The sequence below is a fragment of the Thermostichus sp. OS-CIW-30 genome (assembly GCF_054060215.1).
On the sequence record NZ_JBSSCZ010000001.1, the window covers coordinates 106,330 to 121,630 of the forward strand.

A 15,301-nucleotide genomic window follows, 5' to 3' on the forward strand; every position below is an offset into this window, starting at 1 on the left:
GCCCTCAGCGCAGATCATACAGGCGCCCTCCCTCCATGCGCACCACCCGGTGGCCGGCCCGCTCCACCAGATAGGGGTCATGGCTGGTCATGATGACGTAGCGGCTGCAGAGCCGTTCCAGGAGAAAGCGATCATGACTGATGACCAAAAGCCCCATCTGATGTGCCCGCCCATAGGCCAAGACAGCTTGCCAGATCAGGGCTTGGGTATTGGCGTCGAGCATGGCTGTCATCTCATCTGCAATCAAATAGCGAGTTTGTGGGTTGAGAACCCGGGCGATGACAACCCGCTGCAATTCTCCCCCGCTTAGCTCATGGGGATAGCGGTTGAGCCAACTGGGGGAAATGCCTAAGGTGTGGAGAACCTCTGGCTGGGGAGGAGGCCCTTCCCGCAAGACCTGAGCTATGCGCCAGTGGGGGTTAACGGCCTGCTCTGGATGTTGAAAGACAAGCTGCACTGGGCAGTACCCTCGCCGAGGCAAAGGCTGCCCTGTCACACTCACCCGACCTTGGCTGGGGGTAAGGTAGCCCGCCAGCAACTTGGCCAGAGTAGTTTTGCCAAAACCAGAGGGAGCCATCAGCCCTACGACTTCCCCAAGTTCTACTTGAAGGGTCTGATCTTGCACCACCCAAGGCAGATGCCGTCCATAGCGAAACCAGAGATGCTCACCCTTGAGCATGGATACACCTCACCCACCCTCCTCCAACCGCCCGCAGAGGCGGATGCTCAGCTCGACAGATTTCACTTGCCCAGGGGCAGCGATCCCCAAACAAACAACCCGCAGGCAGTGCCTCAGGGTCAGGCTGGTTGCCCGGCAGGGGAGCAAACTCATTTTGGGGCAGGGATCGCCACAGAGCTTGAGTGTAGGGGTGGCGCAAGTTTCCCCTTTCGAAATCCTGAGCCGAGGCCAACTCGACTGTAGTGCCCGCATAGAAGACTGCCACTCGATCTGCCACCGACAACGCCGCCTGAATATCGTGTGTAATCAACATAACGCCTCGGCCCTCCTGGGCCAGTTCCCGCAGATGGGCAAGGGTCTCAGCCACCACCTCCGCGTCCAAGCCTGGCGTGGGCTCGTCGGCTATCACCAGCTTGGCTCTGCTAACTGCCGCCGTCGATACCAGCACCCGCCGTGCCATGCCTCCGGAGAGCTGGAAAGGGTAGAGGCCCTCTGTTCCCGGCGGCAAGCTATAGCGGGCAAAGATGCGGCTCACTGCTCTACGGGCCTCGCCTTGGGAGGCACCGCTGAGCCGAGCTACCCGCTGTACCTGGGATCCTACTTGCATGAGGGGATCCAGGTAGTCCACAGACTGGGGGATGAGAGCAATGGCCTTGCCGCGCAGTTGCCTACACCGCTCAGGGGTCAAGGGCTGCCCCTGAAATAGGAGAGTACCGCGCAGGGTAGCGTTCTCTGGCAAAAGACCCAAGAGGGCATGGGCCAGCAAACTTTTGCCCGATCCGCTGGCCCCCACCACTGCCACCACCTCCCCTGCCTTAACCTCCAGATCCAGATCTGTAATCACCTGAAGGTAGCGGCGGCGCAGCCCCCGCTCGTATCGGCTGAACCTAATGTTTAGGCCGGAGACCACCAACATTTCCCTACTCCTGAGCCGTACGCGGATTGAGAAGGGCCTGCAGGTTTTCTCCCAGCCAGTCAAAAGCCTTGACCGACAGCAGCAGCAGCAGTCCAGGCATAACCCCCAGCCACCAGTAGCCGGTGGAGAGGTGGCGCATGGATTCGGCCAGAATAATGCCGATGGCCGGTAGGTGCGGCGAAATACCTACCCCAATGAATGAGAGGGCTGCTTCGTGCAAAATGGCGTGGGGAAACAGCAGAATAAGTCCCACTAGGAGCTGGGGCAAAATGTGAGGCATCATATGGTAGCGGGCAACCCAGAGGGAAGAGCGGCCCAGTCGGTAAGAACTCTGGGCATAGTCAGAACTGCTGACCTGTAACACCTCGGCCCGCACCAGGCGCGCTAGGCTGGGCCAGTGGGTGAGGGCAACGGCAACAATGACTCCCCGAACTCCGCCGCCGACAGCAAAAGCTATAAGGATCTGCACCACCAGGTGAGGCAGGCTGAAACATAGGTCAATCATCCAGCAGATCGAGGCATCCACCCAGCCTCCCACCGTGCCACTCACCAAACCCAAAACAGCGGCGATCACCACGCTGACGGCGGCAGCCAGCATGCCTACCCACAGACTAAGGGACATCCCGTGCAAGGATCGGGCCAGCATATCCCGCCCCAGCCAGTCGGTGCCGAAGGGATGGGCCAGGGAAGGAGGCTGATTCCGCTGAGTTAGGTTCGGGCTCAGTCCGGTATCGCCGATAAGCCCAGCGCTGCAGAGGATAGACACCAAAAAAAAAGCACACAGTCCAATTGCCCACAGAGTCTGCCGCCTGCGCTCTCCTTTGACAGAGGACTCTGAGAATTTCATCCCCCCATCGGCATCAGCAGCAGCAACACGAGGCGATGCAAAAGGGATCATCCTATCCTCCCGCCAAGGCGAATGCGTGGATCGACAATCTGGTAGGACAGGTCAGCTAGGGTATTGCCGGCATAGACAAACAAGGCGCTGAAAAACACAATGCCCACCAACAGAGGCACATCACTGCGCAAAGCTGCCTGTACCGTTGCTTGTCCCAGTCCTGGATAAGCAAACACCTGTTCCACTAACACTGAGCCACCAAACAGTTCCCCAAAGGAGGCAAATTGCAGCGTCAGCGCAGGCAGCAAGATATTCCGCAAGCCGTGGTACCACAGGATCCCAGCCAGGCTTTCCCCCTGGGCACGAGCAAACAGCACATAGTTGCTGTGCAACACGTCAATGAGCTTCTGACGAGTGTGCAAGGTGATGTTGGCAACGCCGATGAAAGTTAGGGTGAAAGCAGGCAAGAGCAAGTGGTGTAAGCGCTGCCAAAAAGTCACCTCCTCCGCCAACGCGCCAGGTGGCGCGGCGCAACAGATAGGTGTTAGACCCAGCTCTACCGAAAACGCGATCAAGAGTAGCAGCGCCACCCAGAAAGGGGGAGAAGAGGCGAGGGTGTAGGCGTAAAGACGAATACTGCGGTCAACCCAAGCGCCCTGAAACGCTGCGGCCAAAACCCCCAACCCCACTCCCAGGAAACCGGAAAGCAGCCAGGCAATTGCCAGTAAGGGCAGCGATAGCTCAAACCGCTGTTGAATGACCTGCACCACTGGCTGATCGAACACCATTGAGGTGCCCCAGTTGCCTTGAACCATCTGCCCAAGCCAGTTCCCAAAGCGAAGCAGCATGGGCTGATCCAGCCCCCAACGCTGGGCAATCAGGTCTCGTTGGGCTGGGCTGATCTGCAGCATGTCGGCCCCTACATAGGCTTGTACGGGATCAACAGGGGAGAAGCTGAGCAGGGCAAACGTCAGGACTGCCACAGCCGCCAGCAGCAACCCCAGCCGAGTCAGCTTATAAGCCAGAAACAGCAGAACTGACCTCAGTTGCACGTCCATTTCCAACGGGTGATGTTGGCTGTGATTGGCCAACCATGGCCATGAGGCTGTACCTGCGGCTGGCCTATATCCAAGCACTCTTGGACAAAGTAGGTATGATCCAGGTTCACCAACCAAGCCCAGGCTGCATCTCCTTTGGCAGTAAAGCCTTGCTTTCCATCCCACTGGGCTGCCCGCCAGAAGGGGATAGCTTCAGCTTCAGAGGGGGCCTCCATAGCCAGATCCAGCATTCGATCCACAAACGGGTTGGCATAGTAGCCGGCATTGAAAAATCCCCCCTGGGCCGCTTTGCTGTGGTAGAGGTTGTACACCTCAGTTGGGTCATGGCTGCCCCAGCCAAACAGCACCACGTTGCTGTGCATGAGCGGAGTGATGTCATCCCAACTTTTGCCCTCGACATTGACTCGGATGCCCACAGGCCGCAGCATTTCTGCAACAGCTAGGGCCAGGGCTTGGCGAATGCTGTCGTTGGCCGGGTAGAGCACGGTGAACTCAGCCCGCAGCCCGTTTTTTTCCACTACCCCATCCCCATCTTTATCGCTCCAGCCTCCCTCAGCTAGAATCTGACGGGCCAGGTCTGGATTGTTGTCCTCAATCTTGGCGGTCGGCTCTTCCCAGGGCAAACCGCTGACTGGGCCATAGGCAGGGGATCCGTAGCCTTCTAGGACTCCATCCACCAGCGCCTGTCGGTCAATGGCGAAGTTGACCGCCTTGCGAATCGCCAAGTCAGAAGTCACATCGTTGCCGATGGGGTATCCCTTTGGGGTTGTCGCACCGGTTTTAGGGGGAAAGGGGAACATCAGCCCTCGGTTATCCACACTGGGAATGGCGTGAAGCTTCATGCCCTCAACAGTTTGCTTAGCCAAAGACTGAGGCACGCTAACCACGTGTACCTGTCCGGCTCGGGCTGCTGCAAAGGCTGCATCCTCCTCCAGGAAAAGGAAAACCAGCCGCCGAATGCCAGGAGTCTGGCCGTAATATAAGGGATTTGCCTCCACAATCAGTTGTTGCCCCTCATCCCACTGCACCAGTCGGTAGGGGCCAGAGCCAATGGGTTTGCGAGCATAATCAGGCCCGTGGGCATGTTGAGGCACGATACCCAAGGTGATGAGGCGGTTGACAAAAGTACTTTGGGGTTTTTGCAGCCGCAGCTCCACCGTATGAGTGTCGATAGCTACTGCTTCCTTTAGGGCGGTTAGGTCGACCAGACCACCACTCCGAGCTGCTTGGTTAAAGGTGTAAGCCACGTCCGCTGCTGTGACAGGTTTTCCATCGGAGAAGACTGCATCCTTTCGTAGGGTTACCGTCCAGGTTAGGCCATCTTGGCTGACAGTGTAGCCAGTCGCCAGGTCGTTTACAATCTCAAGGTTCTCGTCCCGCCGCAGCAGAGTGCTTTGGAACAAAGGCGAACCGTAACGTCCCCAGCCCAGGGTGGGATCAAATCCTTCTTCCCTTTCCCCTCCAATGGCCAGCACGATTTGATCGCTGGATCCTGCTAGCTTTGGATCGAAAGCTGTCCGCTCAGCAGCATTCTGAGCGCATCCAGCCCACATCTGGCTCAGCAAGAAGAGGCCCACAGACCACACAGTTACTTTTAAGCTTGATGCCATAGAAACCCCGATCTGTCGCTTTTTCAGCAAAGCAAAAAGGAGCAAACCCCCTTGCCTCCTGGACAAGACTTATGGCAGCTAAGCTATCACTGCCTTATCTTGAGAGCAATGCAGGGGGGGAGGATGCTTAGAGGATTCCGATGACTTCCTGCAAGACCGCTGGGTGAAAGGTGAGGTCTGGTAGCTCCAAAGGCTGCTGGCTTGGTGATGATTGAAGCACTCTACTCCCGTCTCTGAACTCCGTGATACGATGTAGCTCAGCTATCGGTTCTGACGGGGATCAGCCGCCAGAGGAAACGGGGAAAGAGCAGTGAGAATCTGCCGCTGTCCCGCAGCTGTGATCCGGTTTAGGAGAAGTCCTGCAGCAAATCTCTAGAGTCATTCGCTGCCGATCCAGGTCTTGTCCCCCAAAACCGTGTCAGTCAGAATGCCCGCCGATGGTTTTTCTAAACTTCACAACATCTGCGAGGTACAGATGGTAACTGTCTTGGCTTTAGCTCGTTTCTGCTTTCGTTATCCTGAGCATTTTCCCGGCGTTGCTCCCACAAGCTTTCGGTACTCCTCAGCAGTAGAAATAAGTCCAAGAACCCAAGCAAGACTCTGAGCCAGTTGGCCGGGAGAGAGTAAATTTTGGGTGCTGTTGCACCAAGATCTATCAAGATCTACAGCCCGCCTACGCGAAGGAAAGAGTGAGATGTCAGGCTTCCTGACTTCAATTGGTGGCTGGCAAGTAGCCACTGCGATCGCTGGCTGCGTTGAGTATCTTTTTTGCGCAAAAGGCAGTGTTTTGTTGGGGTTCCAGAGGCAAGAGAGGAACAGCCGGTTTCTTCCTTGGCGGGCGGGATCCCAGTTGAGGGCGAATTGAACGCAGGAAAATTAGAAAACTCAGTATTTGGGATGGCACACAACATGACTGCACAAACCATGACATTGGGGTATGCCCGCATGGGCAAGCGCCGCGAGCTCAAAAAAGCTTTGGAAGGCTTTTGGAGTGGTGCCCTAGGGTCAGAGGCTCTGCTGGCTACCTTTTGGGATTTGGAGACTCAAGCCTGGCAGACTCAGCTACAAGCTGGGATTGATCACATTGCGGTAGGGGATCAGACTCTCTACGACCATGTACTGGACTGGGCCACCTGGCTGGGGCTGATCCCCTCTCGGTTCCGAGGTCTGTCGGGTTTAGACCGCTACTTTGCCATGGCGCGGGGGCGGGAGGGCCTGCCGGCTTTGGAAATGACCAAGTGGTTTGACACCAACTACCACTACTTGGTACCCGAAATTGAGCCGGAAGCCGATCCCAGTCCTAACTTTGGGGATTTTTTGGAAAGAGTTCGGCGGGCCCAAGGGATCCTAGGGGAGCGCACCAGCCCCGTTGTCCTCAGTCCAGTGACTTTGCTCTGCCTTAGCCAGCGATCTGGGGATCTGCGGGCGGACTTGGAAAAGCTCCTTCCTCTGTACCGGGATCTCCTCCAGGAGTTAAAACAGCTGGGGATCCCAGAAGTCCAGATTCACGATCCCATTTTGGTTACCAGCCAGGGAAGTGGCCTGCGGGAAGCTGTGGAAATGAGCTACCGCCAGTTGGCAACCGCCGGGATCCCTGTCCACTTGGTCACCTACTTCGATGACCTGGGGGAGACTTACCCCTGGGTGGTGCAACTGCCGGTGGCCGGCATTAGCCTTGACTTTACCCGTGGCCACACCCTGGATCTGGTAAGAACCTATGGCTTTCCGGCTGACCAGATCCTAGGTGCTGGCGTAGTGGACGCTCGGAATGTCTGGAAGGTTCAGCCTGAGACTGTCTTGGCCAGCCTGCGGGAGCTGCAGGGGGTAGCTCCCAACCTACGGGTGCAGCCTTCCGCTTCGTTGCAATTTGTGCCCCACGACGCTGCTCTGGAAGCCCAGTTGCCGGAACCCCTCAGAAATGTCCTCAGCTTTGCCGAACAGAAGCTGGCCGAAGTAGCTCTCCTGGCGCGAGCCCTCAACGGCGAAGACACTGCTGCCCAGCAGGCGGAAATCCAGCAGCAATGGCAGAGCTTTGCGCAGTTTAGCCCCCCCAACCCCCAAGTGCGCCAGGCTTTGGCCAACCTCAAGCCCCAGGACTTCGAGCGATTCCTGCCCTACGAGCAGCGCCTAAGTCGGCAGGTTCAGCTACCACCTTTGCCCACCACCACCATTGGCTCCTTCCCCCAAACTCCAGAGGTGCGGCAGTGGCGAGCTAAGTACAAAAGAGGGGAGGTTTCGCAGGCGGAGTACGAAGCAGCCATTGACGCTGAGATTGCCAAGTGCATCCGCATTCAAGAAGAGATTGGCCTGGATGTGTTGGTGCATGGGGAATTTGAGCGCACCGACATGGTGGAGTACTTTGCCCAGAAGCTGGAAGGCTTTGCCTTCACTGAACACGGCTGGGTGCAGAGTTACGGCAGCCGCTGCGTGCGCCCTCCCATTCTCTACGGCGACGTGGTTCGCCCCCAACCCATGACAGTGCGGGAATTCCAAGTAGCCCAGTCCCACACCCAAAAGCCGGTGAAAGGCATGCTCACGGGGCCAGTGACCATGCTCAACTGGTCCTTTCCCCGTGTTGATATTCCCCGGCGGGAGCAGGCTTTGCAGATTGCCCTGGCCTTGAGAGCCGAAGTGGCAGATCTGGAAGCGGCTGGAGCGGTGATGGTGCAAGTGGATGAGCCGGCACTGCGGGAGGGGCTACCTCTGAAAAAAGAACGCTGGCCAGAATACCTCAGCTGGGCAGTGGATGCCTTTCGCCTAGCTACCGGCGGGGCCAAGCCGGAAACCCAGATTCACACCCACATGTGCTACTCAGAGTTTGGGGACATCATCGAGCACATTGAGCGGCTGGATGCCGACGTGCTTTCCATTGAAAACAGCCGCAGCAACAACAAAACCCTGCTGCAAATTGCCCAGGCTGGGTATCGTCACCAGGTGGGCAACGGCGTTTACGATGTCCACAGCCCTGCGGTGCCGAGCGTTGAGCAAATCCTGCAGCAGCTGCGCACAGGACTGGCCCACTTGCCTGTGGAGCAAACTTGGGTTAATCCCGATTGTGGCCTCAAGACCCGCCGCTGGGAGGAGGTGATCCCCGCACTGAAAAATATGGTGGCTGCCGCTCATCAGCTAGGGGAGGAGCTTCTGGAAACCCAACCTGAGGGTCTGCGCGAGTAAGGCCCACGACCCGCTGATGTAACTGGTCGGGCTGGCTTGACAAGTCGCCGCGGGCGGTGCCGCTGTTGTGCTGATGCGGCTGGCTTAGGGCCTACGGTCTGCTGATGCAACCGGCAAAGCTGCTCTCCGGGATCTCAAAAAGCTTGTGAAGAGCAAAGTAGGGATCCCGTTAGCCCCTCAGCGCAGATCATACAGGCGCCCTCCCTCCATGCGCACCACCCGGTGGCCGGCCCGCTCCACCAGATAGGGGTCATGGCTGGTCATGATGACGGTCACCCCAAAGGAATTGAGCCGCTCCAAAATCTGGAGAACCAAGAGGGAGTTTTCCGGATCTAGGTTTCCTGTTGGCTCGTCCGCCAGCAGCAGCACCGGCATGTTGACAATGGCACGGGCCAGGCTAAGGCGCTGCTGTTCCCCCCCCGAAAGCTCATGGGGAAAGTGATCTCGCTTTTCGGTCAGCCCCACCATCTTTAGGGTCGGCCCGATGCGACGGCGGATTTCTGCGGGGGACAGCCCTTGGGCGCGCAGCACGAAGGCCACATTTTCTGCCAGGGTGCGGTTGGCCAGAAGGCGATAATCTTGGAAAACCACCCCCAAGCGCCGCCGCAACATGGCCAGCGGACGCGGTGGGATGCGGTAGGGTCGCCGCCGCCCTTCAGAAGAAAAGAGACAGACTTGATCGACGATGACCGTGCCCTCGGTGGCCTGTTCCGCCCCGTAGAGCAGTCGCAAAAGAGTGGACTTGCCTGCTCCGGAGACCCCCGTCACGAACACGAACTCGCCGCGGCGCACCTCCAAGTTCACATCCTGAAAAATTAAGTTGCCGTTGGGAAAGACCTTGCTCACGCCCCGCAAGGACACCATGCTGGCCGGGGTTTCCAGGGATCCGGATTGAGTGCTGCCGTAAAAGCCCAGGGTGGCCTCTGGATTGGCCGGGGCAGGGAGATGAGGAGTCGGAGCCGTACCCGCCCAACGGTGTAAGCGAGGAGGATAGCCGATGTGCTGACCGATCACCATAGTAAGCGCCTAGACAGAGGAGGGAGAGAGCGCCGGCAGACTAGGGGCGCAAACGAGAAGAGGGATCCCACAGCACCCGCCAGACAAACTTGGGCAAAGCCAACATGCGTCGCCAGCGCCAGGGTTCCTGATAGAGACGATACAACCATTCCAGGTGATGGTCACGCCACCAACGGGGCGCTCGCCGTTTTTGGCCGGCCCAAATGTCCAAGCTGCCCCCCACCCCCATCCAGATGGCTTGGGGCAAAAGGGGACGCCACTTCTGGATCCACAGCTCCTGGCGCGGGGATCCCAGCCCCACCCACACCAGTTGCGGTCGAAATTCCTGGAGAGCTTGCAGAAGCTCTTTTTCTTCCTCGCTAGAGAAGTAGCCGTGGTAGCCCCAGAGGGCCAAAGCAGGACACTGGGCTTGCCAATATCGAATTGCTGCCCGGTTGACTTCCGGCTTTCCCCCCACCAGGGCCAAGCGCCACCCCTGTTCTGCCGCCAACGGGATCAGGGTTTCTGCCAGCTCGATCCCCGGCACCCGCTGGACGCGGATCCCCTGCCGCCGCAGGGCCCACACCACCCCAATGCCATCGGGGATCACCAGCTCCGCCGCTTGCAGCACCTGGGCAAAGGCCAGATCCCGCTGCGCCTGCATGATCATTTCCGGGTTGCAGGTAACCACCTGAGCGCCCTGACCCTCCCGAATACGCGCCTCAATCCAGGTGGCGTAGCTCTGTAGGCTGGCCTCCGGCAGAGCAAGGTGCAGGTTCACGCCCAGAATCGCATGGATGGATAACGACACTACCGACCGAATGCTGGCCCCCACTGGAGCCGTTGGACACGCTTTTAAGATAGCCCGGACCTTCTCCCAGAGGGAGAGGGGAGTTCGAAGAGGCATTTCATGGCTATTTGACCACGAAAATCTCTTCCCTCAGGCATCCGCGGCGGCATCCACGGCGTATCTCCATCAGACCAGGCCAGAGGGAATTGCCCGACCCAGAGCAAGCCCCTGAAGGTTGGTTGCCATCTTTCGAGACAGGAGACTTGAGATGAAGACTGCAAAGACTCCCTTCGCTCTGCCTCAATTGGCCGCCGAATGGGATCCCAGCCCTGCAACTTCCCGCCGCAGCTTGTTGTTGGCTGGTTTGCTGGCGGGCGTAGGTGGAGCAATTGGATTGCGCACCCTGCCCGGTGCCGCCCAGTCCAACACTGCCGACATCGCCATCCTCAACGCGGCCATTGACTTGGAACAGCAGGCGATCTGGGCCTACAAAACCGCTGCCGGCAAGTTGAGCAATACTGAGGTGGGCAAGATCGTGTTGGAAGTGGCCACCAAGAACCTGAAGGATCACGAACAGCACCGGGATCTGCTGGCGGGCGCCGTGCGCCAACTGGGAGGGATACCCTCTCGGGCCCGGGATAGCTACGACCTTTCCACCTACATCGACAACAAAGAAGGCAATCTCGACTCCGATGCCAACATCGCCAAGCTGGCCCTGGCTCTGGAGTTCGATGCGGCCCTAGCCTACAACGATGCCTTTGTCCAGCTTTCCAACAAAGACCTGGTGGCTGCCGCCAGCACCATTGGCCCCAACGAAGTTGCCCATGCCACTGCAATCCGGGCCGTGTTCCACAGCCTTGATCCCAGCATTCTGGTGGTGCCTGCCCCCTTTGTCAGCGCCGAGACTCGGGAGCGCTGGATCCTGAAGGTGTAAAGCCCCTGCCGGCGATGACTTCCAGCTAAAGCCGCCAACCCCCGGCGACAGCAAGGTGTAGAACCCCCACCGGCGCTGATCTCCAAAGCCTTCCAACGTCCTCTGTAGGATCTTGGGGTTTGGAGATCTTTGGAGGTTCTTTGGAGGTCAAGGTGTTCCACACCGCTGTCGCAATCGCCTTCTTCTGAACGCCTCAGCTTTTTTTCGCTTCCTAACCTGTGTGGAGAAAGCCCTATGCCAATGACGCGGCGGTTGCTGTTGCTCAGTGGGCTGGGATCCCTGCTCAATGTGGGGGCCATCTTGGCCGTGGATCGGTGGCGACAAGCCAGCTCCGTTGCGGAGCGGGATCCCGTCGAAGCAACGGCGGCAGCAGAGGTAATCATTCGGGGGTTTCAATACCTGCCCTCGGAGGTTACCCTCAAGCGGGGGGGCAAGGTGACCTTCACCAACCTGGATTCCACCCCCCACACGGCTACTCCTGTGGAGGGAGCGCAGTTTCAAGGGACGGGACGGCTAAGTCGCAACGAGAGCAAAGCGGTGGTGTTCGAAGTAGCTGGGATCCAGGACTATTTCTGCGATATCCACCCCAGCATGGTGGGCCGCATTGTCGTCGTCGATTAGGTGGAGGCCATGCAAACCCCTCTTCCCTTCTGGAACATTTGTCGGCGGGTGTACCTGGTTTGGGCCGTCCTTTTGGGGATTGGGTTTGCTGCCACCCAGTTTCACCAAGAGGCCAACATCAACTGGCTGTGGCTGGTGATTTCCCTGATTGGGTTGGGCTACATGGTGCGGCAGACTAGCTTGCCGGAGTTTCGAACAGCCGGACTGGCCCACCTCTACTTTGTGGGTTTGGTGTGGACGTTGGTGATCGCCCAGGGCATGATCCTCTCGGTGCTGCCCTTTGTCGGGCGTACCCCTTTGGCAGCTTTGAGCCCATACCTGGGGGTGTTTTGGCTGTGGCAAATGGGGCTGGGCCACTGGCTCAACGGCTTGGTGGATCCGCCGCGCCTCCCCTACTGGATCACCGGTGGGATCCAGATCCTGGCCGGAGTTGCCTGCCTGCTGTGGGGGCTGGAATGGCAGTTTGCGGTGGCAGGGGGAATCGGGGCCTTGGCCATGCTTCTTTTGATCCGGTTGCACTGACCCGTTCACTGATCTGACTTTGGGGTCTTATCCAGGCGCACTCGCCAAACTCCACCTCCCACGGCCACCTCATCTCCTGAGCGCAGCTTGCGTCCCCGCCGGGTTTCCACCTCGCCATTCACCCGCACTTGCCCCGCTTGGATGAGCTGCTTGGCCTGCCCACCGGTGGGAGCAACCCCCGCCAGCTTGAGGAACTGATCCAGCTTGATCACGGGATCCGTCGCCGGCTGGGGATCCCTTTGAGGAGTCTCCGCCATCACTTCACCCAAATGGTTTTGACATTTACAAATTCCAGGATCCCTTCCCGGCTCAGTTCCCGTCCATACCCTGAGCGTTTGATGCCGCCGAAGGGAAGGCGCGGGTCGGACTTGACCATGCCATTGATGAACACGGATCCCGCCTCCAGCTCCTCCAGCAGGCGCTCTTGTTCCTCTGGATCGGTTGTCCAGGCGCTGGCACCCAGGCCAAAGGGCGTGCCGTTGGCCAGCTCGATGGCTGCCGACACATCCGGGACGGTGAACAACAGCGCCACCGGCCCGAACACCTCCTGGTGGGCCACCGGATGATCCGGGGGGATGTCGCTCAGGATTGTGGGCGGGTAAAAATTCCCTCCCCAGGGGGAGCCACCGATGTGAACTTTGGCCCCCGCCTGCACCAAAGCCTGCACCTGTCCATCCACCTCTTGCAGAATGCTGGCAGTAGCCAGAGGCCCCACGTCCGTTTGCGGATCCAAGGGATCCCCTACCTTGAGCCGGCGAAATCGCTCCGTCATGGCAGCCGTGAAAGGTTCGGCGATAGCCCTGTGTAGGATAAATCGTTTGGCGGCAATGCAGGACTGGCCGTTGTTGATCAGACGGGCCGTGACCGCTGTGGCGACTGCTGCCTCCAGATCGGCGCTGGGCAGCACGATGAAGGGATCGCTCCCTCCCAGTTCCAGCACTGTTTTTTTCAGATATTGACCGGCCAAACGGGCCAGGCTGGAGCCGGCGGCTTCGCTCCCGGTGAGGGCGGCCCCCCGCACCCGTTCATCCGCCACCACCTCTGCCACCTGGGCTGCTGTGATCAGCAGGGTTTGAAAGACCCCTGGCGGAAATCCCCCCTCCCGAAAGATCTGCTCTAGGGTCAAAGCCGATTGGGGCACGTTGGAAGCATGTTTCAGCAAGAGGGTGTTGCCCGCCATCAGGGCCGGGGCTGCACAGCGAAACACCTGCCAAAAGGGAAAGTTCCAGGGCATCACCGCCAAAATCACCCCCAGCGGCTGGTAGCGGATCCCGCTGCGGCTGGCATCGCTGGCGTTCGCGTAAGCGTTGCGTAGCAATATGGAGCGCTCGGCCAAGAATCCCTCTGCCTCCTCGGCATAGTAGCGACAAACCCAAGCGGATTTTTCCACTTCCGCAACGGCAGAGGCCAAGGTTTTGCCCATCTCCAGGCTGATTAGGCGGCCAAACTCCGCTTTGCGCTCCTCCAGGATCCCTGCCACCCGCTTCAGCCAGGCGGATCGTTGAGCAAACGGGATCCGACGATAGCTCTGAAACCGCTCGTGGGCTTGGGCGATACAGCTTTGGATCTGCCCAGCGTCGAAAACGGGGTAGCGAGCCAATTCCTCTCCGGTGGCGGGGTTGATGCTGACCAGGTGCCCCATCTTTTTCCCTCAACGCCTGTTTCTCCACTCTGGCATTTGCGCTCTGCCTGGAATAGTGCTCCGCACTGCTACTGCGTTCGCGTAAGCGTTGCGTAGCAATATGGAAAGATTTGTGGAGTGGAAGACTTAGCGTTCCAGGCTGCCCATGGAGTCCTTGGCCGTTGGATCCTCGGGAGCAGACCAGAACTCATAGGCTGCTTGCGACAGGCTGGCGATCAGCCCTTCGGCTCTGGGATCGTTGGGGGTTTCTCGCTTCACCCACACCGCCGCCACATAGCGCCGCCCGTTGGGCAAATCCAGGATCCCGGCATCCCCCACCACGGAGCTCAAGGTTCCCGTTTTGTGGGCAATGCGCACCTCTTGACCCAAGTTGGGCCGGAAATAGGAGGGCCGTTGGGTGCGCCAGAGAATGTCCAAAAAGCGGTCGCGGCTACGGCGGTTCAACATGCGCCCCTGTTCCACCTGGCTGAGCAGCCAAACCATGTCGCGCGGGCTGCTGGTGTTGGTGCCCTCCAGATCCGGTAGCCACCAAGAAATTTGCGTGTGTTGTAGTCCCCACTGGCGAAATTTTTGGTTGAGAGCCTCCCGTCCACCCAGGCGATCGATGATCAGATTGGTGGCGAAGTTGTCGCTGAGGGTGCTCATCAGAGTGGCCGCTTCCAAAGCAGAAACCTGGGATCCGAGGGGTCGGGTTTGCAGCACGCCTGCCCCCCCTCCCTTGAGATCTTCCCGCAGAGTGAGCTGTTCATCCAGCCGCACCTGTCCGGTTTCCACAGCCTGGAAAAAAGCCAAGAGAATGGGGATCTTGATCACACTGGCGGCAGGAAAAGCCTGATCCGGCCTAACCCCAGCAAAGGCGCCAGTTTCCACCTCCCAGAACAGAGCCCCTGCCGTCAAACCCGGTTGGTCGGCCAAAGCGGCCAAGCGCTCCTGCAAAGCCGGGATCGCTTCTCCCGGCAGAATGTTACTCGGGAATGCCGGCGGGGGAGGATCCCCAAGCTGCGTCGTGGCCTGTTCTGTCCGGCCAGCGGTGGTCGATTGCAGCAGTTGCGAGAGGCCCGCCATCGTCAGGCCCAGGATGAGACTTAAGCTCAGTCCCCTGAGCAACACTTGCCCGAGAGATGGAGAACGTCTCAAGCGGCGGGGCTGGGCAGCCCGTTGGCGCAGACGAGCAATGGCTTTTTGGCGGGCAAGACGCAGCGGTTGAGGAGGGGAAACCGACAGGGATCCCCTAGGGGCAGGAAGCAGGCGACCAGAACCTGTTTGCGGCTTTGACCCCTCTGGAGGCGGGACGGCGTTCTTGGCAGGTTGTGGAGGGCGGCGGGGATCCCGCGACTTCTCTGGCAAAGGCCTACGGCCCGCTAGCGCGGATGGATCGGTGCCTTTCCTCTCCCTTGCTCTGGTCATAAGAACGATTGCCTTAACACCATACTTCTGACAGACACTGCTGGCAGTTTCACCGACTCCACTCCGGTGAGCTTGGCTTAATTAAACCCACATTAAACCCACAAATTGGCCAAC

At 59.0% G+C, this 15,301-nt stretch carries 14 protein-coding genes and 1 riboswitch; of the genes, 4 read left to right on the forward strand and 10 right to left on the reverse strand.

The window, feature by feature from the left end; translation table 11 throughout:
• Positions 1-4 precede the first annotated feature (4 nt).
• The 5 genes from ACVWZF_RS00525 to ACVWZF_RS00545 are packed head-to-tail and all read right to left on the reverse strand — an operon-like array spanning position 5 to position 5,101.
• Positions 5-679, reverse strand: coding sequence for an ABC transporter ATP-binding protein (locus ACVWZF_RS00525; RefSeq protein WP_011433476.1), 675 nt, complete (start codon positions 677-679; stop codon positions 5-7).
• On the reverse strand, positions 666-1,595 hold the full coding sequence (locus tag ACVWZF_RS00530) for an ABC transporter ATP-binding protein (RefSeq protein ID WP_011433477.1): 930 nt from the start codon (positions 1,593-1,595) through the stop codon (positions 666-668). The genes ACVWZF_RS00525 and ACVWZF_RS00530 overlap by 14 nt, the downstream gene beginning before the upstream one ends.
• A 4-nt stretch (positions 1,596-1,599) precedes the next feature.
• Complete coding sequence (locus ACVWZF_RS00535) at positions 1,600-2,493, reverse strand: ABC transporter permease (protein ID WP_011433478.1); 894 nt, start codon at positions 2,491-2,493, stop codon at positions 1,600-1,602.
• Positions 2,490-3,491: an ABC transporter permease gene (locus tag ACVWZF_RS00540; protein WP_011433479.1), complete on the reverse strand. Its 1,002-nt coding sequence runs from the start codon at positions 3,489-3,491 to the stop codon at positions 2,490-2,492. Before ACVWZF_RS00540 ends, ACVWZF_RS00535 begins: the two co-directional genes overlap by 4 nt.
• Positions 3,476-5,101: an ABC transporter substrate-binding protein gene (locus tag ACVWZF_RS00545; protein WP_011433480.1), complete on the reverse strand. Its 1,626-nt coding sequence runs from the start codon at positions 5,099-5,101 to the stop codon at positions 3,476-3,478. The genes ACVWZF_RS00540 and ACVWZF_RS00545 overlap by 16 nt, the downstream gene beginning before the upstream one ends.
• Before the next feature lie 248 nt (positions 5,102-5,349).
• Positions 5,350-5,554, forward strand: a riboswitch (cobalamin riboswitch).
• A 456-nt stretch (positions 5,555-6,010) separates the two neighbouring features.
• Between ACVWZF_RS00545 and metE the strand changes: the two genes are divergently transcribed.
• Positions 6,011-8,275 (forward strand): 5-methyltetrahydropteroyltriglutamate--homocysteine S-methyltransferase, encoded by a 2,265-nt coding sequence (metE, locus tag ACVWZF_RS00550; protein ID WP_457385428.1) that lies wholly within the window; start codon positions 6,011-6,013, stop codon positions 8,273-8,275.
• 177 nt (positions 8,276-8,452) lie between these two features.
• On the opposite strand, the gene ACVWZF_RS00555 is transcribed toward metE, so the two are convergent.
• Positions 8,453-9,139, reverse strand: a complete 687-nt coding sequence (locus ACVWZF_RS00555) for a cell division ATP-binding protein FtsE (RefSeq protein WP_011433482.1) — start codon at positions 9,137-9,139, stop codon at positions 8,453-8,455.
• Between the two features lie 193 nt (positions 9,140-9,332).
• Positions 9,333-10,082 carry a WecB/TagA/CpsF family glycosyltransferase gene (locus ACVWZF_RS00560; RefSeq protein WP_457410573.1) on the reverse strand — a complete coding sequence of 250 codons (750 nt, stop codon included), beginning with the start codon at positions 10,080-10,082 and terminating at the stop codon, positions 9,333-9,335.
• A gap of 247 nt (positions 10,083-10,329) precedes the next feature.
• Between ACVWZF_RS00560 and ACVWZF_RS00565 the strand changes: the two genes are divergently transcribed.
• From ACVWZF_RS00565 to ACVWZF_RS00575, 3 genes are all read left to right on the forward strand, one after another.
• On the forward strand, positions 10,330-10,995 hold the full coding sequence (locus tag ACVWZF_RS00565; protein WP_011433484.1) for a DUF4439 domain-containing protein: 666 nt from the start codon (positions 10,330-10,332) through the stop codon (positions 10,993-10,995).
• Between the two features lie 240 nt (positions 10,996-11,235).
• On the forward strand, positions 11,236-11,616 hold the full coding sequence (locus tag ACVWZF_RS00570) for a cupredoxin domain-containing protein (protein ID WP_049749585.1): 381 nt from the start codon (positions 11,236-11,238) through the stop codon (positions 11,614-11,616).
• 9 nt (positions 11,617-11,625) lie between these two features.
• Positions 11,626-12,138, forward strand: coding sequence for a hypothetical protein (locus ACVWZF_RS00575; RefSeq protein ID WP_011433486.1), 513 nt, complete (start codon positions 11,626-11,628; stop codon positions 12,136-12,138).
• Positions 12,139-12,143: 5 nt separating this feature from the next.
• Here ACVWZF_RS00575 and ACVWZF_RS00580 read toward each other — a convergent pair whose 3' ends face one another.
• From ACVWZF_RS00580 to ACVWZF_RS00590, 3 genes are all read right to left on the reverse strand, one after another.
• Positions 12,144-12,395 (reverse strand): RNA-binding S4 domain-containing protein, encoded by a 252-nt coding sequence (locus ACVWZF_RS00580; protein WP_049749586.1) that lies wholly within the window; start codon positions 12,393-12,395, stop codon positions 12,144-12,146.
• Positions 12,395-13,780 carry an NAD-dependent succinate-semialdehyde dehydrogenase gene (locus ACVWZF_RS00585; protein ID WP_011433488.1) on the reverse strand — a complete coding sequence of 462 codons (1,386 nt, stop codon included), beginning with the start codon at positions 13,778-13,780 and terminating at the stop codon, positions 12,395-12,397. Before ACVWZF_RS00585 ends, ACVWZF_RS00580 begins: the two co-directional genes overlap by 1 nt.
• Before the next feature lie 126 nt (positions 13,781-13,906).
• Positions 13,907-15,127, reverse strand: coding sequence for a serine hydrolase (locus ACVWZF_RS00590; protein WP_457410574.1), 1,221 nt, complete (start codon positions 15,125-15,127; stop codon positions 13,907-13,909).
• Between the last annotated feature and the right edge of the window lie 174 nt (positions 15,128-15,301).